This is a genomic window from Kitasatospora sp. NPDC090091 (assembly GCF_044747365.1).
Taxonomy (GTDB): domain Bacteria; phylum Actinomycetota; class Actinomycetes; order Streptomycetales; family Streptomycetaceae; genus Kitasatospora.
In genome coordinates this window covers 52738-71652 of sequence record NZ_JBIVDY010000015.1, presented here as the reverse complement: position 1 = coordinate 71652, position 18915 = coordinate 52738, and the positions used below count along the sequence as shown (strand labels likewise).

Genomic DNA, 18915 nt, shown 5'->3' with positions numbered 1-18915 from the left:
AGCCGGGGCGCACCCGGCCGGGGCCGGTCCGGCTCAGCAACCGGGGACGGCCCCGCCGGTGCGCAGCGCGTCCAGCGCGGAGACCGCCTCGCCCAGCGTGCCCACCGGCACCAGCCGCAGCCCCGCAGGCGTGTTCACCTTGGCGTCCGCGCACTCGTCCTTCGGCAGCAGGAACACCGTCGCGCCGTCCCGGGCCGCCGCCTGGGTCTTCAGCGGCACGCCGCCCACCGCCCCGATCACGCCCTGGTCGTCGATGGTGCCGGTGCCCGCGACCTTCAGCCCGCCGGTGAGGTCGCCGCCCTTGCCGTCGCCGGCCAGCTTGTCGACGATGCCCAGCGCGAGCATCTGGCCGGCGCTCGGCCCGCCGATGTCGCCGAGGTCGACCTTCACCTTCACCTGGTCCGGCGAGAGGTGGAGGTAGGAGAGCGCGGCCGTGGTGGCGCTGTCCTGCGACTCGGCCATCTGCTGGGCGGTCACCTCCTCCGCCTTGGCCGGGTCACCCTGCGGGTAGACGGTCTCGGTCGGCCGGATCGCCTCGTCCTGGTCGAACCAGGCCCGCAGCGAGCGCCAGAAGGTGGTCTCCTCCCCCGGGTTGGTCGCCGAGATGGTGACCATCCGCAGCTCGCCCGAGGGGGTCCGCACCGGCGCGCCGGTGATGGTCAGCACCGGCTTGCCCTGGTAGCTGCCGAGGGTGTCCGCGGTCACGCCCGGCCAGGTCAGCGTGTAGGGCAGCGGGACGAAGGCGGCCACGGCGAACAGCGCGGTGATCAGCGCCCCGCACAGCGCCAGCGCGCGGGTCCGGGGAGCGGTCAGGGCCGGGGGCAGCTTGGTGTCGGACACAGGGGAAATCCAAACACACCCGGGCCGATGCCCGGCACTACCGCAGGGCGTCGGCGACCTCGGTGGCGGCCTCCACCACCCGGGGTCCGACCCGCTCCGGGACGAGGCCGTTCAGCATCACCACACCGACGCTGCCCTCGATCCCGCTCAGCCCGATCAGTGCCGCGGCGGCACCGCACGCCCCGGACTGCTCCTCCGCGCGGGTGATGACGAAGCCCTGCTCCGGACGGCGCTGGCTCGGGAAGCCGCGCGCCTCCAGGATCGCCCGCCCGGCGGCGCTCTCCCCCAGCGGGTGGCGCAGCCCGGTCCGGTACGCGACGTGGAAGTCGGTCCAGCTGGGCTCGACCACGGCGACGGCCAGCGCCTCGCTGCCGTCCACCAGGGTGAGGTGGGCGGTGGCGCCGAGGTCCTCGGCCAGGCTGCGCAGGGCCGGCAGCGCGGCCTCGCGCAGCAGCGGGTGCACCCGGTGGGCCAGCCGCAGCACGCCGAGGCCGACCCGGGCCCGGCCGCCGATGTCGCGGCGGACCAGCCCGTGCTGTTCCAGGGTGGCCAGCAGCCGGTACACGACGGTCCGGTTCACGGCCAACCGGGCCGCGAGCTCCGTCACCGTGAGCCCGCGCTCGGAGTCGGCGAGGAGCTTGAGGACCCGGACGCCACGGTCCAGGGTCTGGGAGGTCTCTGCAGTCACGACGCGCATTCCTTTCCGCGGCGGGGTCGCCGGAGCGGCGGCGCCGGTCCGGGACTCGGGTGTCGCGCGCAGGTGGGGTGGCCGCGCTCGGGCCGCGGTGTGTCGTCCTTGACGCCCTGGCGGTCCTGCGGAGCCCGTCTCGCGGGGGGTGTCCCGGCGGGAGAGCGTGTGGGAAAGGTAGTGAAGGAATTCTCGCGGCGGAAGTGGTTGTCCAAAATTCGGTCAAGATCAATTGCGCCGCGGCCACCAAATGGGGGCAAATGCGGGCAATCCACGAGCCGGGTGGGGGCGCCAGTTCGAACACAGTCCGCTGTCCGGACACCAGGCCGGAGGGGGCACCCGCAATCCGCGGAGGGGGGCCGGGCGGCGGGCCAGGCCTGATCCAAGAGACAGAACACCTAGAGCGCGAGGTTGCGCAGGACCGTCCAGGCCGCCGCGGTGCCGAGCACGGCGGCGGTGCCGCCCCGGCCCAGCGCGGGCCGCCAGCTCCGGCCGGCCAGGCCGTGCCGCAACCAGGTGAGGTAGAGCAGCGCGACCAGCGGCAGCGCGAGCAGCAGCGCCGCGTTGTCGTGCCAGGCCGCCGCGACGTCGCCGTGCAGCAGGTCGTACGCCAGCCGGGTGCCGCCGCAGCCGGGGCACTGCAGGCCGGTCACCTTCCGCCAGGGGCAGAACGGCAGCGCCTGCCCCGGCAGGTGCGGGTTCCGCGACCACAGGTACGCGGCGCCGGCCAGCCCGCCGGCGGCCACCGCCAGGGGCGGCAGGGCCGTGCGCACCCGGGCGGGAACGGCGAAGCCGCCCCGGCCGTCGTGGCCGGGGCGGCGCGCCGCGCGTGGTGGGCGCAAGGTCAGCCGCGCAGCAGACGGCCCTGGGCGTCCGTGCGGTCGTTGCTGACGAGGAACATGATGCCGTCGATCAGGGCCCAGAAGCCCAGACCACCGCAGGTCAGCAGCTGGGCGATGCCCATGCCGATGTGGCCGGTGTAGAAGCGGCCGACGCCGAAGCCGCCCAGGAAGAGCTGCAGGATGCCCGCGACGATCTTGGACTTGTCGGACAGCTCGGGCTGCGGGGCGGCGTAGGGCGGGTACGACACGTTCGGTGTGCTCCTTGTGAAGACATGTCCGAGGGCGCGACGGAAGAAGTCGCATCCTCGAGGGGTGAGGTACCGGCCGTGCTCACCGGGGCCGCGACAGCCGCCCGGAACGGGCGGAGCGCAGCTTTGACGGCCCGGAGGCGGCGCGGCACGCGGAACACTAGCGGACGATCAGGCCGGATGTCTCTACAAATCCTTCGCGTATACCTGAACGTCATATGGCCTTCGGGATACGGCCGGATTTCCCCGAAGGACCGTTACTTCGCCCATTCCCGGATTCGGGCGATCCGCGCCTTCAGCTGGTTGGCGGTGGCCTGCGCGGTGAGCGGACCGCCGCACTGACGGCGCAGCTCGTTGTGGATGGTGCCGTGCGGCTGGCTGGTGCGGTGGTGCCAGGCTGCCACCAGGGCGTTCAACTCCTTGCGCAGCTCGCGGAGTTCCTGGTGGGTCACGACCGGCCGCTGCTCGGCCGGCAGCTCCAGCAGGTCGGCCTCGTCGGCCGGCTTGCCCTTGCTGCGCTGGATCTGCCGGTGCTGGCGCTTCTGCAGCAGCATCTGCACCTGGTCCGGCTCCAGCAGGCCCGGGATGCCGAGGTAGTCCTCCTCCTCCTCGCTGCCCGGGTGCGCCTGCATGCCGAACTCCATGGCGTTGTACAGCACCCGGTCGAAGACCGCGTCGGAGCCGATCGCCTCGTAGGAGAACTCCTCGCCGCCGGCGCCGTCCGGCCCGTCGTTGGCCCGCTCGGCCTCGGCGAGCAGCCGGTCCTCCTCGTCGAAGAGGCCCTCGCCCTCCTTCTTCGGCCGGTCCAGCACGTGGTCGCGCTGGAGCTCCATCTCGTTGGCGAAGCCCAGCAGCATCGGGATGGTCGGCAGGAAGACGGAGGCCGTCTCGCCGCGCTTGCGGGCGCGCACGAAGCGCCCGACGGCCTGGGCGAAGAACAGCGGGGTGGAGATCGAGGTGGCGTACACCCCGACGCAGAGCCGGGGCACGTCGACGCCCTCGGACACCATCCGGACCGCGACCATCCAGCGGGACGTCCCGGCCGAGTAGTCGGAGATCCGCTTGGACGCCTCGGCCTCGTCGGAGAGGACCAGGGTGACCTTCTCGCCGCTGATCTCGCGCAGCATCTTGGCGTACGCGCGGGCCACGGTCTGGTCGGTGGCGATCACCAGGCCGCCGGCGTCCGGGATCGCCTTGCGGACCTCGGTCAGCCGGCGGTCGGCGGCCTGCAGCACGCTCGGGATCCACTCGCCCTGCGGGGCCAGCGCGGTGCGCCAGGCCTGGGCGATCAGGTCCTTGGTCATCGGCTCGCCGAGCCGCGCCTCCAGCTCGTCGCCGGACTTCGTCCGCCAGCGCATGTTCCCGCTGTAGGAGAGGAAGATCACCGGGCGGACGACGTGGTCGGCCAGCGCGTGCCCGTAACCGTAGGTGTAGTCGGCCACCGACTTGCGGATGCCGTCGCCGCCCGCCTCGTACTGGACGAACGGGATCGGGTTGGTGTCCGAGCGGAACGGCGTACCGGTCAGCGCCAGCCGGCGGGCGGCCGGCTCGAAGGCCTCGAAGCAGGCCTCGCCCCAGGACTTGGAGTCACCGGCGTGGTGGATCTCGTCCATGATGACCAGCGTCTTGCGCGCCTCGGTCCGGTTGCGGTGCAGCATCGGGTTCACGCCGACGCCCGCGTAGGTGACGACGATGCCGTGGTACTCCCGGGAGAGCGGCCCGGAGGAGTACGCCGGATCCAGCTTGATGCCTATCCGGGCCGCGGCCTCGGCCCACTGCTTCTTCAGGTGCTCGGTCGGCGCGACCACGGTGACCTGCTGCACCAGGTGGTTGTGCAGCAGGTACGAGGCCAGCGTCAGCGCGAAGGTGGTCTTACCGGCGCCCGGGGTCGCGACGGCGAGGAAGTCGCGCGGCTGGGTCTCGATGTACTTGTCCAGCGCCCCCTGCTGCCAGGCCCGGAGCTTGCCGGCGGTGCCCCAGGGGGCGCGGCCGGGGAAGGCCGGCGAGAGGTGGTGCGAGGAGGTCGGCGCGGCCTGGCCGACGGCCCGGACGGGCGCGTGCGGCTCCGACACGTCGGAGAAGAGCGGCATCGAGGAGGCGGCGGCAGTACTCACGGTCTCCGAGGGGGATCGTCGCAGGTCAGAGGCGGAATTGCGGCCCCGGACCGCGGTCGGGCGGCAATCGGGCAACCCGCCCAGCGTACCGGCCCGGCGCCGATCGGGCGGCCAGGCCCGGCCCGCACGGGGCCGACCGCGGCGCATTCGGCGGCCGGAAACCGATGTGACGTGGATCACGTCGATTGTCCCGGGAAACCGGGTAAGAGCGTCTTCCCTCACGACTCTCACCAGGGTGAGGCCGCCCCACCCGCCACAGCCGTCGCCGAGGCCTCGCCGCACCGAGAAGGGAACCGCCGTGCACACCCCCACCGTCGACGAGACCGTCCAGGCCCGCCTGGTCCTCTCCACCCACCGCTCCGCCCGGCTGCGGGTCACGCTGTCCTACCGCCCGGACGACCCGCTCGCCGTCCGGATGGCGTTTCCGGCCGAGTTCTCGCTGGACGAGCCGGGCGACGGCCCGGACGGCGCAGCGGGCGACGCCCCGGCCGGGGGCCCCGGCGACGGGCCGGACCCGGACGGCGGCCGGGACATCGTCTGGGTCTTCGCCCGCCACCTCCTGGCGGCCGGCCTGGAGCTGCCTGCCGGCCTCGGCGACGTCCACATCCGGCCCGCGGCCGGCCGGCGCACCATGGTCGAGCTGAGGGCGCCCGAGGGCACCGCGCTGATCCGGTTCGACAGCACCGACCTGCGGCGCTTCCTCTGGCGCAGCCGGGTGGTCGTCCCCGACGGCGACGAGCACCTGTTCCTGGACCCCGACCGGGCGCTGGCCGAGCTGCTCGGCTGAGCCGCCCGGCCGAGCTGCCCGGCCGAGCGGGGCCGGGCCCGCGGCGGAGCGGGGCTCAGGAGGAGAGCCGGCGCATCAGCCGGACCCCCTGCGCCGCCGTCAGGTGCGGCAGGTACGCCTTGCCGATCGCCCGGGTGATGCTGGGCAGCGCCGCGGGGTCCGGGTACGCCATGTACAGCGGCCGGTACTCCGGCTGGAACTTCGCCTTGAACGCCAGCAGCGAGCGGAACCCGTACACCGGCTCCAGCACCCGGCCCATCCAGTCGAGCATCCGCTGGAGCCCGGTGGGCTCGGCGTCCCGCCCGGAGCGGGCCAGCGGCGCACCGGAGAGCGAGAGGAAGCGCGCGCCCTCCTCCTTGAAGCCCAGGGCGGCCGAGGCGATCAGGAACTCCGTCACCCCGCGGAAGCCGTCCGAGCGCCGGCGCATGAAGTCCAGCGTCCAGCCGACCGGCGCACCGTTCTCGTAGACCGGCATCCAGCTGGTCAGCCCGTGCACGGTGCCCTCGGCGTCGACCGCGACCAGCAGCCGGACGTCCGGGTCGTCCAGCTCCTCCAGCCCGCCGAGGGTGAAGCCCATCTCGGGTAGACCCTTCTCGGAGACCCATTCCTCGGAGATCGAGCGGATCTGGTCGCGCAGCGCGAGCGGCGCGTCGCGGTAGGCCCACCACTCGGCGGTGATGCCCTGCTTGCCGGCCTTGTTGAGCGCGGTGCGGATGTCCTGCCACTTGCGGCCGGTGAAGGCCAGCTGCGGCAGGGCGACCACGGTGTCCTCGGCGACCTGCAGCGAACGCCAGCCGAGCGCCCCGGCGGCGGCCTCGGTCTCCGGGGTGACGCTGTAGAAGCACGGCGTCCAGCCGCGGGCGTCGCAGTACCGGGCGAAGCCGGCCACCGCGCGGCGGCGAGCCTCCGGCTCGCCGAACGGGTCGCCGGTGGTCAGCGCCACGGTGGAGAGCACCCGGTAGGCGACGGCGGCCCGGCCCTCCTCGTCGAACCAGTAGTGGTTCCCGTCCCAGGTGGAGATGAATGAGAGGGTGCCGCCGCCGTGCGCGGTGAGCAGTGCCCGGGCCCGGGCGGCGTCCGCGGCGTCGGTGTGCACCACCGGACGGCGGAAGGACACCAGCAGCGCGGCCAGCGCGACCGCCCAGAAGGCGAGGCCGCAGTTGGCCTCCAGCAGCCGCGCGAACGGGCCGACGGCGATCGGGTAGTCGGGCAGCAGGTCGTTGTAGGCGGGCGGCAGGAACTGCGCGGGCAGGCCGGCGAGCAGCCCGCGGAAGGTCGCGGACGGCTCGAACTGGGCGGCCGCGGCCGCGCCGAGGCCCGCGTACGCGGCGGAGGCGAGCAGCAGCGCCCCGCCGAGCACCGCGCCGAGCCGGGCGAGCACCGCGCCGGGCAGCCGCAGGCGGAACCGTTGCCGGGTGGCCAGCAGCAGGGCGGTGGTGAGCAGCGGCAGCAGCAGTGCCTCGACGAAGTACTGCAGCACGCCCCCGCCGGTGGTGCCGGCCTCGGTGAACAGCCAGACCAGCAGCGCGACCCAGAGCAGTTCGGTGGCGACGGTGATCCGCCAGGCCAGCCGCAGCCCGCGGCGCAGGCCCTCGGCGAGGACCAGCAGCAGGGCCGGGAAGAGCGCGGCCATCAGCCGGCCCGGGGTGTCGAAGATCCGCTCGACCGCGTGCGCGCGGGCGCAGTCGTGCGCGGAGAGTGCGCAGAACTCGGCGATCTCGTCGGGGGTGAGCCGGTGCGAGAAGTACAGCTCGGAGAAGGTGTTGAACGGCCCGGTGGCGTTGTCGTAGAGCGAGGCGATCAGCGGCCCGAGGGCGGCCGCCACCAGGCAGAGCGCGACCAGCACCCGGGTCTCGGTGTGCGAGGAGCGCAGCGGGCTGCGCTGGCGCCGGCCGCGGGCGAGCAGCGCGCCGGCGCCGAGGCCGAGCAGCGCGCCGGCGAACCGCTGGACGCTCTGCAGGTGGCCGACGTAGAGGGTCATCACCAGCGGCACCAGCACCACCAGCAGGTGCAGCCGGCGCCGCCAGAGCACGGTGAGCCGGAAGCCGAGCACCCCGGCCAGTGCGAACAGGCCGGTGACCGGGCCGCACCCGGTCTGGTCGGCGACGGCGGCGGTCCACTGCTCGCCGGCCCGGGCGCCGACCCCGACCAGCGCGGTGCCGAGCAGGGTGCCGAGCAGTTGCCCGCCGAGCAGCACGCCGAGCGTGCGGGCCCGGCCGAGCCGGCTCTCGGCGACCGGGCCGACCAGGAGCAGCAGCAGGCTGGTGAAGACGTACGAGCCGGCGCTGGAGCACCAGATCAGCGAGGTGAACGGCGTCCACCAGCGGCCCTCGGCGAGGGTGGGCAGGCCGACGCCGATCCGGGCCAGCAGCTCCCGGGAGGGGCCGTGGGCGAGGGCGCCGGTGGCTCCGCCGACCGCCCAGAGGACGCCGAGCAGGGTGAGGGTGAGCGGCGCCGCGCGCAGCCGGCCGGCGATCCGGCCCGCCAGCCGGGCGGCGTGGCGCCGGCCGGGCCGCAGGGTGGGCCGGGGGCCGGGCTGCGGGGCGGGCTGCGGGGTGGGCCGGGGGCCGGGCTGTGCCGGGACGGAGGGCGCGCGTCGCTGCGCGGAGCGCAGTGGCGCCGTGCCGAGCTCGATCACCGGATCAGCTCCATCCGCTTGGCCAGCCAGGGCAGGTTCTGCTCGAAGGCCCCCCGGAAGACGGACCAGCTGTGCCCGCCGGGCAGGGTCTGGTAGTCGACCGCCATCCCGGCCTGCTTGGCGGCCTCGAAGGCCTTCTCCTGCTGGGGGCGGAAGTCCGGGTCGTTGGCGCCGACGACGAAGACGCCGGCGGTGTCCGGGAACGACCGGGCGGCCATCAGGTGCAGCGGGTCGACGGCCGCGAAGGCCGCTTCGTCGCCGCCGAAGGCCTTGGCGACGGTTTCGGAGTGGCCGCCGAGGGTGGGCTCGGACTGGCCGGAGATGTCCAGGAAGGTGCCGTACACCTGGGGCGCGTTGACGGCCAGCTGGAGCGAGCAGGTGCCGCCGAGGGAGAGCCCGCCGACGGCCAGCGAGGTGCGGCCGGTGGCGGTCTGGAGGCGGCTGTGGATCCAGTCCGGGACGTCCTCGGCCAGGTAGGTGTGGGCCTTGGCGATCCGGGAGTCCATGCAGAGCGTGTTGGTCCAGGAGTCCCCGGTCGGGTCGGCGACCACCACGATCGGGGCCAGGCCGTGGTGCTCGGCGGCGAAGGCGTCCAGGGTGTCCTGGATGGCGCCGGAGGTGATCCAGTCGGACGGGGCGCCGGGCTGGCCGGGCAGCAGGACCACGACGGGCAGCAGCGGCCGGGGGCTCGCCTGGTAGGCCGGCGGGAGGTAGACGTAGGCGTCGCGGGTCGCGAAGCCGGACTTGGTGCCGGGTATTCGGGTGCTGGAGACGGTGCCCTTGGCGGGGAGGCCGGGCGGGGCCTGCCAGACGTCGGCCAGCGCCCGGTCGGGCGGCGTGGTGACGGTGTCGGAGGCATGGCCGGAGGTCAGCGCCTGGGTCTTCGGCGCGAGCATCGTCCGGGCGGTCGGGTACTGGTCGAATCCTCGGTTGACCTGGGAGGCCGCGGTCAGCACCACCAGGGCGGCGCCGCCGGCGGCGTAGAACCGGTGGCGGCGGCGGGAGAGCAGCGGCGCGCGGAAGACCGCCAGGGAGATCCCGAACAGCGCGAGCGCGATCCACCCGATGACGTAGTCGGGCAGCCCCTCGGGGAACGGGTGCCACCAGCCGTCGACGACGAACTCGACCAGGGCGGTCAGCGTGCCGCCGAGGAGCACCGCGCCGACCGGGCGCAGGCTCCGCCAGCGCCGGTCGCGGGAGAGGGCGAGCGCGGCGACGGAGATCCAGCCGGCCGCGAGGACGGCGTACGGGATCGGGCCGTGCGTGAGCGGCCAGTCGATCGGGTTCCAGTTGAGGGCGAGCTCGGTGGTGGTCATACGTTCTTCCCCGGCCGGGTGGTGTCGGCCAGGAAGCCATAGGCCACCACGTTCCCCTGGTAGCCGTGTTCCTCGCTGTACCCGCCGCCGCAGGTGATCACCCGGAGCTGGGCGTCGGCGGCCTGGCGGTACACCCGGTCGTCCGGGAAGTCCTTTCGGTCGTGCACTTCGATGGCGTAGAGCTGGTAGACGGCGGTGGCGCCGTCCTCGCGGACGATCTCGATCCGGTCGCCGCGATGCAGCGCCCCAAGATGGTAGAAGACGGCGGGACCGCTGCGGTTGTCCACGTGGCCGGCGATGATCGCGGTGCCGCGCTGGCCGGGGGTGGCTCCCCCGCGGTACCAGCCGGCCAGATTGCGGTCGTTCTCCGGCGGCGTCTGCAGCCGGCCCTCCCCGTCCAGCCCGAGGGCGGTGACGGGGGCGTCGAGCCGGACGGACGGGATCCGGATCCGGGTCGGCGCGGAGGGCCCGAGCGGGGGGACGACGGAGACCGGGGCGAAGCCCGAGAGCGCCTGCCCCGCGGCCGGGACCGGCGGCAGGGCGAGCCGGCCGCCGTCGTGCAGCAGCCAGGCGCCGAGCACGAACGCGGCGCCGACCGCCAGGGTGCCCGGCCAGGGGCTCCTGCTCTGTTGGGCGCCCACCCGGCGCTCCCCTCTGCCGACGTCTTGACCGTTCCTGGGAGTTTCCTGGGAACAATTCAACCGGACCGGACTTTATGACACATCCATACGATGGTCGTACCGGCACCCGCCGATCGGCAGGGTCGCGGGTCCCGGGTCTGCTCCGACCAGGACGGCGATCACCCGGAGGGAGCAGCGGCCGTCAGGCCCGCCCCGCACGTCCATCGACAGCCTCGAACGGCGATCCGGTTGCATCAATCGGGCGATCGATTCCGATCATTCGTGGTGAATCAAGGACTGATCACGCCCACATGCCATGCTGACCCCGCTCAAAGGTCTATCACCGCACTTGTCTGACCGGGCAGTTGTCCGAACGGGCCCGGGCGACGGTACCCCACGAACGGAGTGACCATGGACGCTCTCTCCCGTCGGACCCTGCTGGCCGCCGGCGCTGCGACCGCAGCCACCCTCGCGGCCGGCTGCGCCGGGAACAGCGGGAGCACCGGGGGGAAGGCGGCACCGGTCCCGGCCGACCCGGCGGCGGACGGAGCCGGAGGGGGCGACACCCCGAAGCCCCCGGCCACCCTGATCGGCGACGGCTCCACCTCGGACACCGGCCCCCAGCCCCACCAGCCCACCGCCGAGCCGCTGAAGCCCGGCGAGCGCCCGCCGCAGTTCGTGGTCTTCTCCTGGGACGGCGCCGGCGAGCTGGACAACCGCCTGTTCGGCCGGTTCCGCCGGCTCGCCCGGGAGCACAACGCGTCGATGACCTTCTTCCTGAGCGGCCTCTACCTGCTGCCGGAGTCCAAGAAGGACCTCTACCGCCCGCCGCAGCACAAGGTCGGCGCCTCCGACATCGGCTACCTGAGCGACCAGCACATCCGCGACACGCTGGAGAACCTGCACGCGGCCTGGCTGGAGGGGCACGAGATCGGCACCCACTTCAACGGGCACTTCTGCGGTGCCACCGGCGTCGGCAAGTGGTCGCCGGAGGAGTGGGACAGCGAGATCCAGCAGGCGATGGACTTCGTCATGATGTGGCGGACCAACACCGGCTTCACCGACCTGCCGGCGCTGCCCTTCGACTACCGCCGGGAGCTGATCGGCAGCCGCACCCCCTGTCTGGAGGGCCAGCGCAACCTGCTGCCGACCGCCGCCAAGCGCGGCTGGCGGTACGACAGCAGCGGCAACGGCACCCAGGTCTGGCCGCAGAAGATCCAGGGCGGGGCGCTCTGGGACCTCCCGCTGCAGTCCATCCCCTTCCCCGGGCACACCTTCCAGGTGCTCTCGATGGACTACAACATCATGTTCAACCAGTCCGGCAGCAACACCAAGGCGGACCCGGCGCTCCACCCGGCGTACCAGGCGCAGGCCCGGGACGCCTACCTGATGGGCTTCGAGCGGGCGTACACCACCAACCGGGCGCCGTACATCATCGGCAACCACTTCGAGCAGTGGAACGGCGGCATCTACATGAACGCCGTCGAGGACGCGCTCAAGGCGATCGCCGGCCGGCCCGAGGTCCGGCTGGTCTCCTTCCGCCAGCTGGTGGACTGGCTGGACGCCCAGGACCCGGCGGTGCTGCGCAAGCTGCAGGGCCTCGCCCAGGGCCAGGCCCCGGCCGGCGGCTGGGACGTGTTCCTCGGCTCCCCCGGCCCGGCCGCCACCGGCGCCCCCACCACCGCCCCGGCGACCGCCGACGTCCCCGCCGGCGGGAAGTGACCTCAGGCCTTCCGCACCCGGCCGGACACCAGGGCGCCCAGCAGCGCCACCCCGGTCATGGTCAGGAAGATCACCGCGAACGCGCCGGACGAGCCGGCGCCCCCGGTCCCCTCCTGGGCGGCGGCCACCGAGCCGCCGCCCAGCGCCGCGAAGAGCACCCCGGCGAGGCCGACCAGCAGCACGTTGCCGAGCGCGTCGCTCATCTGCAGCGAGGCCGAGTTGGCCCCGGCGTCCTCCGGCGCGGAGAGCCGCATCATCAGCACGCTGATGCTCGCCACCGCCAGGCCCATCCCGATCCCGCCGACGCCCCAGGCCGCCGCCGCCACCCAGGCCGGCACCGCCGGGACCAGCACCAGCGCCGCCCCCGCGATCGCCACCGCGGTCAGCACGAACCCGCCGCGGATCATCGCCTCGCGGTACCGCTCGGCACCCGGCCGCCCCTGCAGCATCGAGCCCAGCGCCCAGGAGAGCCCGCCGCTGGTCAGCGTCAGCCCGGCCAGCGTCGGCGACAGGTCGCGCTGGGTGACCATCATCAGCGGGATGAAGGCCTCCGCCGCGAAGAACGCCCCCGCCGCCACCCCGCGCAGCAGGATCACCGTCGGCAGGCCGCGCCCGGCCCGCAGCGTCCCGGCGGGCAGCAGCCCCAGCACCGCGGGCAGCAGCAGCGCCGCCCCGGCGGCGGCCGGGAGCAGCCCGAGCAGGTCCAGCCGCTGGCCGGCGTACTGCAGCAGGCCCGCGCCGACCGCGGCCATCGCCGCCAGCAGGGTGCGGCGGCGGTCGAAGTCCGCACCCGTCGCCACCGGCTGCGCCTTCTCCGAACGCCGCAGTGCCGGGCCCATCACCGCGAGCGGCAGCAGGATCAGCACCGGGACGGCGAGGAAGACCCAGCGCCAGCCGAGGTGCTGGGTGACGGCGCCGGAGACCACCGGGCCGACGATCGAGGGCAGCACCCACGCCGCGGAGAAGGCCGCGAACACCGCCGGGCGCAGCCGCTCCGGATAGGCCCGGCCGACCACCACGTACAGCGCCACGATGACCAGTCCGCCGCCCAGGCCCTGGACGGCGCGCCCGGCGACGAAGACCCACATCCCGGGCGCCGCCCCGGCCACCACCAGGCCGGCGCCGAACACCGCGATGCCGGTGAACAGCGGCTGCAGCGGCCCGCGCCGGTCGCACCACTGGCCGGAGACGACCAGGGCGAACAGCGTGGTGGTGAAGTAGCCGGAGAACGCGAAGGCGTACAGGCCCAGGCCGTCCAGCTGACGGGCGGCGACCGGCATCGCGGTGTTGACCGCCGTCGCCTCGAAGGCCAGCAGCAGGACCACGGAGACGATCCCCAGGGTCAGCGCCCGGTAGGGGCCGCTGAGCACCCCGCCCGAGTCGGTCTCTTCGCTGGGCGCCGGAACGGAGTCGACCGAGGTGGGGGAGGCTGTGGTCATACGTAACATCGTAAGACCCGTCCGATCGAATGACCCCTGACTTTCAGACCTTGATCGACTCCTCGCAGGGCCCGCACGGCACTCGCCCGCGCCGGCCGGGCCCCGTCCGCCGGGTCAGTGCAGCGCCTTGAGGCCCACCACACCGGAGACGATCAGCAGCAGGCAGCCGATCCGCGCCAGGGTGCCGGGGTCGCCCAGCACCGCCATCCCGTACAGGGCCGTGCCGACCGCGCCGATGCCGACCCAGACCGCGTAGCCGGTGCCGATCGGGATCGAGCGCATCGCGTACGCCAGGCCGCCCATGCTCAGGGCCAGCGCGATGCCGAAGACGAGGGTGGGGACGAGCCGGGAGAAGCCCTTGGAGGACTCCAGGGCCACCGCCCAGACGGTCTCCAGGACACCCGAGATGATCAGAACGAGCCACGCCATGGCGATCGGACCTCCGCAGTCAGCAGCGGCCGGGTTGCCGCTGTACTGCGCCGTCTTGTCGTCACCGGGTACGACGCGCTCGTCCGGGGCGGCCGGATGAGGACCACCTGTCTCCGACCGTAGCACAGTCCGCCATGCAGAATTTACAAATGGATATTGACGGTCCGCCACGGCGTCCGCCAAGATGAATTCACCAACACGGCGAACGACGACAGGAGTCGGAAATGGACAGGAAGACGGTGGCCCCCGCTGCGCCCCGCACCTGTGCCGCGGCTCCCCGCTGTTGTCGCGCCTGTCGCTGCTGCCGCTGCGCCTGAACGCGCCCGCAGTCCAGCCCTCGGGCCGTTTCCGGCCCGGCTCCACCCAGCTCCGCCCCAGCTCGACCCCACGGCCGTGTGCCCGAGTGGTTCAGGGGACCGCCTGCAAAGCGGTTTACACGGGTTCGAATCCCGTCATGGCCTCCGTGAAAGCGAATTGCCGGTCGGCGCGAAATGCGCCTCCCGGCAATTCGTCGTGCCATTGACCCGGAATTCCCGTGCGGACCGCACGAAAGCGGGCCGGGAAATGCGGAGGGGCGGACGCACGTCGAACGCGGGGCGGACGCGGGCCGGGCGCGGTTCCGCCCGGCCCGGCACGCTCAGGCCGTGACGGCGTCCTCGGGCCGGATCGGCAGCCGGCCGACGGGCAGCCCGGTGGCCGCACGGACCGCCGCCGCCACCGCGGCCGGGGCGACCACGGCCGGCACCGCGCTGACCGCCTTGGCGCCGAAGGTGGCCACCACGTCCCGCTCCTCCAGCAGGGCCGCGATCCGCACCTCCGGGGTGTCCAGCGAGGTCGGCATCCGGTAGCCGGTGAGCGAGGGGTTGACCAGCAGGCCGCCCTCGGTGCGCAGGTCCTCCAGCAGGGCCAGGCCGACGCCCTGGGCGACGCCCGCCTCGATCCGGTCCTCGATCTGACGCGGGTTGAGCGCCCGGCCGACGTCCTGGGCGACCGTCACGTCCACCACCCGGACGGCGCCGAGCTCGATGTCCACGTCCACCACCGCCCGCATCGCGCAGAAGGCGATCGAGACGAAGGCGTCGCCCTGGCCGGCCTCGTCCAGCGGCTCGGTCGGGTGCGGCCGGCACTGGGCGGTCGCCCAGAGCTCCTTGCCCTCCAGCGCCTCGGCGACCGGCATGCCGAGCACCCCGTCGTAGGAGGTGATCTTGCCGTCGGCGATCTGCAGCAGCTCGGCCGACATCCCGAAGTTGGCGGCGATCGGCTGCAGCAGCTGGTGGCGGACCATCAGCGCGGCCCGCTCCACCGCACCGCCGGAGACCCAGGTGTGCCGGCCGCGCGCGGAGGGGCCGGCGATCGACTGGTCGCTGTCGGCCGGGGCGATGTAGACCTCGCTGACGCCCAGCACCGACTGCACGATCTGGCGGGCCAGCGTGGCGAAGCCCTGGCCGGAGTCGACGGCGGCACAGATCACCGTGGCGTGGTCGCCACTGACCCGCACCGTCGCGGTCGAGACCTCGTCCTCGCCCTCGGCGCCCAGCATGTGCACCATGCCCACCGCGTAGCCGATGCCGCGCCGCACGGCCGCCGGGTCGCCGGCGCCGCCCGGACCGCCCGGCAGCAGCCACTCGGCGTCCGGGTCGTCCACCGGGAGCGCGGGCAGCGGCTCCGAGGAGACCGCGTCCAGCAGCGCTGCCACCGGCGCGGGGCAGGTGACGGCCTGTCCGGTGGGCATCGGGTCGCCGGTGGCCATCGCGTTGCGGCGGCGGATCTCGACCGGGTCCACGCCGACCCGGGCGGCCAGCTGGTCGAGCTGCGACTCGTAGGCGAAGCACGCCTGGAGCGCGCCCTCGCCGCGCATCCGGCCGGCCGGCGGGTTGTTGGTGCGCACCGCCCAGGCGTCCACGAAGACGTTCGGGCAGACGTAGGGGCCGACCGAGAACGCGGTGGCGGCGGCCAGCGCCTCTGCCGAGACGTCCGCGTACGCGCCGCCGTCCAGCAGGATCTGCGCCTCGACCTTGACCAGCTTGCCCTCGGCGTCGGCGTGGTGGCGGTAGCGCAGCAGCGCCGGGTGGCGCGAGGTGTGGGTGTGGAAGGACTCCTCGCGGGTGAGGGTCATCTTCACCGGCCGCCCGGTGCGCAGCGCCAGCAGCGCCAGGGTGACCTGGAAGGAGAGGTCCTCGCGGTCGGAGGTGGCCCCGGGCACGCCGGTGACCACCAGCCGGACCCGGTCCGGCTCCAGGCCGAGGCAGCCGGCCGTGCGGTCGCGGTCGCCGTGCGGGTCGGTGGAGGACAGGTGCAGCTCCACGCCGCCGTCCGGGCGCGGCACGGCGAGGCCGGCCTCGGCGCCGAGCGGCGCCGGGTCCTGCCGGCCGACCTGGTAGAGGCCCTCGACCACGATCTCGCCGGCCGCCTCGGGGTCCCCGGTGCGCAGCGGCAGGTGCCGGAACAGGTTGCCGTCCGGGTGCAGTGGCGCGGCGGTGAAGGCCTGCTCGGGGTCGGTGACCGCCTCCAGCGGCTCGTAGTCGACGGCGATCAGGCCGACGGCGAGGCGGGCGGTGTCCGGGTGGTCGGCGGCGACCGCCGCGACCGGCTCGCCGTGGTGGCGGACCACGCCGGCGGCCAGGACCGGCCGGTCGGCGACGATCGGGCCGGCCGGGGCGCCGTCGGGGCCGCCGTCCGGACCCTCCGGCAGGTCGGCGGCGGTGACCACGGCGTGCACGCCGGGCAGGGCGAGCGCGGCGGAGGTGTCGATGCCCCTGATCCGGGCGTGCGGGTGCGGCGAGCGCAGCACCGCACCCCAGAGCAGGCCCTCGGCCCAGAGGTCGGCGGCGTACGGGTAGATGCCGAGCGCCTTGGGCAGCGCGTCGCTGCGCAGCGGGGAGCTGCCGAGCCCGAACGGCTCCGGTGCGCCGCCCTCGCCGCCGTCCTGCTGGGGTGCTGCGCCGATGTCGGTAGGCGACGTCATGATGCGTGGTCGTCCTCGGGGAGCCGGATGCCGTGGGCGGGGGTGGCGCCGTACGGGACGCCGGCGGGGGCGGTGCCGTCGGCCGGGGCGCCGAGCGGGGGCGCGGGGACGTACGGCGTGCCGTGGGCGGGCGTGCCCTCGTACCCGGCGCCCTGGAACGCGGTGCCGGTGAAGGCGGTGCCGTCGAAGGCCGCGCCCTCGGGGCCGGGGACCGGGGTGCCGTGGGCCGGCGTCGGCTCGTAGACCGGGCCGTCGTAGGGCGAGGCGTCGTAGCCGGGTTGCTGCGGGTAGCCCTGGTCCGGGTAGCCGCCCTCCGGCCCGCCGCCGGGCAGGTAGGTGCCGTGGGCCGGGGTGTGGCCCGGCCCGGCCGGCGCGTAGCCGGCCTGCTCCGGGAAGCCTGCCTGCTCGGGGTGGGCGGCCTGCCCGGGGTGGGCGGCCTGCCCGGGGAAGCCGGCCTGCTCCGGGTAGCCGGGCTGCTCCGGGTAGCCGGGCTGCGGGTAGTAGCCGGACGGCTCGCCGCCCTGCGCCGGGATGTCGTGCACCTGCGGCAGCACCCCGGTGTCGTAGACGCCGGTGTCGTAACCGCCCAGGCCGTCGGGGGTGCCGTACTGCATGCCGACGCCGACGCCGGTGCCCGCGGTGGTCGGGGTCTCCTCGGTCGGCGGCTGCGGGACGTGCTCGATCCAGGCGTCCTCGTCGGTGTACACCGGCGGGTCGGCCGGCTGCTCCGACTCCTCCGCCGCGGCCGCGGCGGTGGCCGGGTCGGCGCCCTCGGCGGCCGCCTGGGCGGCGAGCGCCGCTTCCGCCTCCTCGGCCTCGGCGGCGCGCGCGTCGGCGACGTTCTGCACCGCGGCCAGTACACCGCGGTAGCCGGTGCAGCGGCAGAGGTTGCCGCAGAGCGCCTGCCGGGCCTCGACCTCGGTGGGCCGGTGGTTGCGCTGCAGCAGGTCGTGCACGGCCATCGCCATGCCGGGGGCGCAGTAGCCGCACTGCACCGCGCCGGACTCGGCCAGCGCCTGCTGGACGTCGCTGGCGCCGCCGCCGGCCGACAGGCCCTCGACGGTGTTGATCTCGCTGTCCGCGGCCAGCGCGGCCGGGACGAGGCAGCCGGCCACCAGCTGGCCGTCGACCTGCACCGAGCAGGCGCCGCACTCGCCCTGCTCGCAGCCGTCCTTGGCACCGGCCAGGCCGAGCCGCTCGCGCAGCACGTAGAGCAGGCTCTCGCCGATCCAGGCGTCGGTGACGGGCCGTTCGAAACCGTTGACCCGCAGGGTGTACGAGGCACAGGGGCGCAGCTCGCGGCTGACCTGCGGCGCGTGGTCGAACGCGCCCGCGTCGAGGGTCTCGATGGGGTCAGTGGTCACTTCAGCGCCCTTCCCAGTGCCCGGCGGGCCAGCACCGATACGGTACGCCGCAGCCGGACGGCGGCCGCGCTCGGCCCCTCGGTCACGGCCTCCCAGGCACCCTCGGCGCCGTAGCTGTCCGGGACGCAGGCGGCGGCCACGTACTCGCCGAAGGCGGCCGTCGCGGCGGGGTCGATCTCCCGGCTGCCGTCCCAGTCGATGCAGCCGGCCACCCAGGCCTCGGCCTCCAGCGGGCGCAGCGGCACCGGGGCGACGGCGCCGACGGCGCAGCGCACGGCGCGCCGGGCGGGGTCGAGGACGAGGGCGACCGAGGCGGTGGCGCGGGCCGGGCCGCTGCGGCCGGTGGCCTTGAGGAAGACCTGCGGGGCGTGCAGCAGCGGGACGCGCACCCAGGTGAGCAGTTCGCCCGGGCGCAGCGGGTCGAGGCCGGTGAGCAGGTGGCTGACCGGGACCTCGCGGCTGGCGCCGGCCCGGGCGAGGGTGACGGTGGCCTCCAGGGCGGCGAGCACCGGAAGGGTGTCGCCGGCCGGGGCGGCGGTGGCGATGTTGCCACCGAGGGTGCCGACGTTGCGCACCTGCGGGGGGCCGGCGGTGCGGGCGGCGTCGGCGAGGGCGGGGATGAGGGCGGCGAAGTCGGGGCGGTCCATCCTGGCGTGGGTGAGTCCGGCGCCGAGCACGGCGGTGCCGCCGTCCTCGTAGCGCCAGCCGCGCAGTTCGGTGATCCGGCCGAGGCCGATCAGGGCGGCGGGGCGGAGGCGTCCGGCGTTGACGGCCTCCATCAGGTCGGTGGCGCCGGCCACCGGCACCGCGGCCGGGTGAGCGGCCAGCGCGTCGACGGCCTCGTCGAGGGAGGCCGGCAGCATGATCGTCCGGTTCACCTGGGTCCCACCGTGCTCCACTTGC

General features: G+C 74.5%; 15 protein-coding genes, 1 tRNA gene and 1 riboswitch. Of the genes, 3 read left to right on the top strand and 13 right to left on the bottom strand.

What is annotated here, in order from left to right; translation table 11 throughout:
- Positions 1 to 33 precede the first annotated feature (33 nt).
- The 5 genes from ACIPSC_RS25360 to ACIPSC_RS25340 form a co-directional block, all read right to left on the bottom strand.
- Entirely contained in the window at positions 34 to 840 is an 807-nt protein-coding gene (locus ACIPSC_RS25360) for a S16 family serine protease (protein ID WP_400828352.1), read from the bottom strand.
- A gap of 37 nt (positions 841 to 877) precedes the next feature.
- Positions 878 to 1528 (bottom strand): IclR family transcriptional regulator, encoded by a 651-nt coding sequence (locus ACIPSC_RS25355; RefSeq protein ID WP_238862803.1) that lies wholly within the window; start codon positions 1526 to 1528, stop codon positions 878 to 880.
- Between the two features lie 398 nt (positions 1529 to 1926).
- Positions 1927 to 2370, bottom strand: coding sequence for a DUF2752 domain-containing protein (locus tag ACIPSC_RS25350; RefSeq protein WP_400828351.1), 444 nt, complete (start codon positions 2368 to 2370; stop codon positions 1927 to 1929).
- 2 nt (positions 2371 to 2372) lie between these two features.
- Positions 2373 to 2618: a TM2 domain-containing protein gene (locus tag ACIPSC_RS25345; protein WP_238862805.1), complete on the bottom strand. Its 246-nt coding sequence runs from the start codon at positions 2616 to 2618 to the stop codon at positions 2373 to 2375.
- Positions 2619 to 2875: 257 nt separating this feature from the next.
- A complete protein-coding gene (locus ACIPSC_RS25340; RefSeq protein WP_400828482.1) occupies positions 2876 to 4708 on the bottom strand; it encodes a DEAD/DEAH box helicase in 1833 nt (610 codons plus the stop codon).
- Between the two features lie 322 nt (positions 4709 to 5030).
- Here ACIPSC_RS25340 and ACIPSC_RS25335 point away from each other — a divergent pair, with 322 nt between their 5' ends.
- Entirely contained in the window at positions 5031 to 5519 is a 489-nt protein-coding gene (locus ACIPSC_RS25335; RefSeq protein ID WP_400828350.1) for an SsgA family sporulation/cell division regulator, read from the top strand.
- A 55-nt stretch (positions 5520 to 5574) separates the two neighbouring features.
- Here the strand turns inward: ACIPSC_RS25335 and ACIPSC_RS25330 are convergent, their stop codons facing one another.
- Genes ACIPSC_RS25330 through ACIPSC_RS25320 form a run of 3 tightly spaced genes read right to left on the bottom strand, consistent with a single transcriptional unit; the run spans position 5575 to position 10114 of the window.
- On the bottom strand, positions 5575 to 8157 hold the full coding sequence (locus tag ACIPSC_RS25330) for a bifunctional lysylphosphatidylglycerol flippase/synthetase MprF (RefSeq protein ID WP_400828349.1): 2583 nt from the start codon (positions 8155 to 8157) through the stop codon (positions 5575 to 5577).
- Positions 8154 to 9473 carry an alpha/beta hydrolase gene (locus ACIPSC_RS25325; protein WP_400828348.1) on the bottom strand — a complete coding sequence of 440 codons (1320 nt, stop codon included), beginning with the start codon at positions 9471 to 9473 and terminating at the stop codon, positions 8154 to 8156. Before ACIPSC_RS25325 ends, ACIPSC_RS25330 begins: the two co-directional genes overlap by 4 nt.
- Positions 9470 to 10114: a class F sortase gene (locus ACIPSC_RS25320; protein ID WP_400828347.1), complete on the bottom strand. Its 645-nt coding sequence runs from the start codon at positions 10112 to 10114 to the stop codon at positions 9470 to 9472. Before ACIPSC_RS25320 ends, ACIPSC_RS25325 begins: the two co-directional genes overlap by 4 nt.
- A gap of 390 nt (positions 10115 to 10504) precedes the next feature.
- On the opposite strand from ACIPSC_RS25320, the gene ACIPSC_RS25315 reads away from it, so the two are divergent.
- Entirely contained in the window at positions 10505 to 11815 is a 1311-nt protein-coding gene (locus ACIPSC_RS25315) for a hypothetical protein (RefSeq protein ID WP_400828346.1), read from the top strand.
- 2 nt (positions 11816 to 11817) lie between these two features.
- On the opposite strand, the gene ACIPSC_RS25310 is transcribed toward ACIPSC_RS25315, so the two are convergent.
- Positions 11818 to 13254 carry an MFS transporter gene (locus ACIPSC_RS25310; RefSeq protein ID WP_400828345.1) on the bottom strand — a complete coding sequence of 479 codons (1437 nt, stop codon included), beginning with the start codon at positions 13252 to 13254 and terminating at the stop codon, positions 11818 to 11820.
- Positions 13255 to 13368: 114 nt separating this feature from the next.
- The gene (locus ACIPSC_RS25305; RefSeq protein ID WP_400828344.1) at positions 13369 to 13683 is read right to left on the bottom strand and encodes a DMT family transporter; all 315 of its coding nucleotides are present in this window, start codon (positions 13681 to 13683) and stop codon (positions 13369 to 13371) included.
- Between the two features lie 44 nt (positions 13684 to 13727).
- A riboswitch (guanidine-III (ykkC-III) riboswitch) is annotated at positions 13728 to 13793 on the bottom strand.
- Between the two features lie 279 nt (positions 13794 to 14072).
- On the opposite strand from ACIPSC_RS25305, the gene ACIPSC_RS25300 reads away from it, so the two are divergent.
- A tRNA-Cys gene (locus tag ACIPSC_RS25300) sits at positions 14073 to 14144 on the top strand.
- 176 nt (positions 14145 to 14320) lie between these two features.
- On the opposite strand, the gene ACIPSC_RS25295 is transcribed toward ACIPSC_RS25300, so the two are convergent.
- The 3 genes from ACIPSC_RS25295 to ACIPSC_RS25285 are packed head-to-tail and all read right to left on the bottom strand — an operon-like array spanning position 14321 to position 18875.
- Positions 14321 to 16648 (bottom strand): xanthine dehydrogenase family protein molybdopterin-binding subunit, encoded by a 2328-nt coding sequence (locus ACIPSC_RS25295; RefSeq protein ID WP_400828343.1) that lies wholly within the window; start codon positions 16646 to 16648, stop codon positions 14321 to 14323.
- Complete coding sequence (locus tag ACIPSC_RS25290) at positions 16645 to 18012, bottom strand: 2Fe-2S iron-sulfur cluster-binding protein (RefSeq protein ID WP_400828342.1); 1368 nt, start codon at positions 18010 to 18012, stop codon at positions 16645 to 16647. Before ACIPSC_RS25290 ends, ACIPSC_RS25295 begins: the two co-directional genes overlap by 4 nt.
- Positions 18009 to 18875 (bottom strand): FAD binding domain-containing protein, encoded by an 867-nt coding sequence (locus ACIPSC_RS25285; protein ID WP_400828481.1) that lies wholly within the window; start codon positions 18873 to 18875, stop codon positions 18009 to 18011. The genes ACIPSC_RS25290 and ACIPSC_RS25285 overlap by 4 nt, the downstream gene beginning before the upstream one ends.
- Positions 18876 to 18915 lie beyond the last annotated feature (40 nt).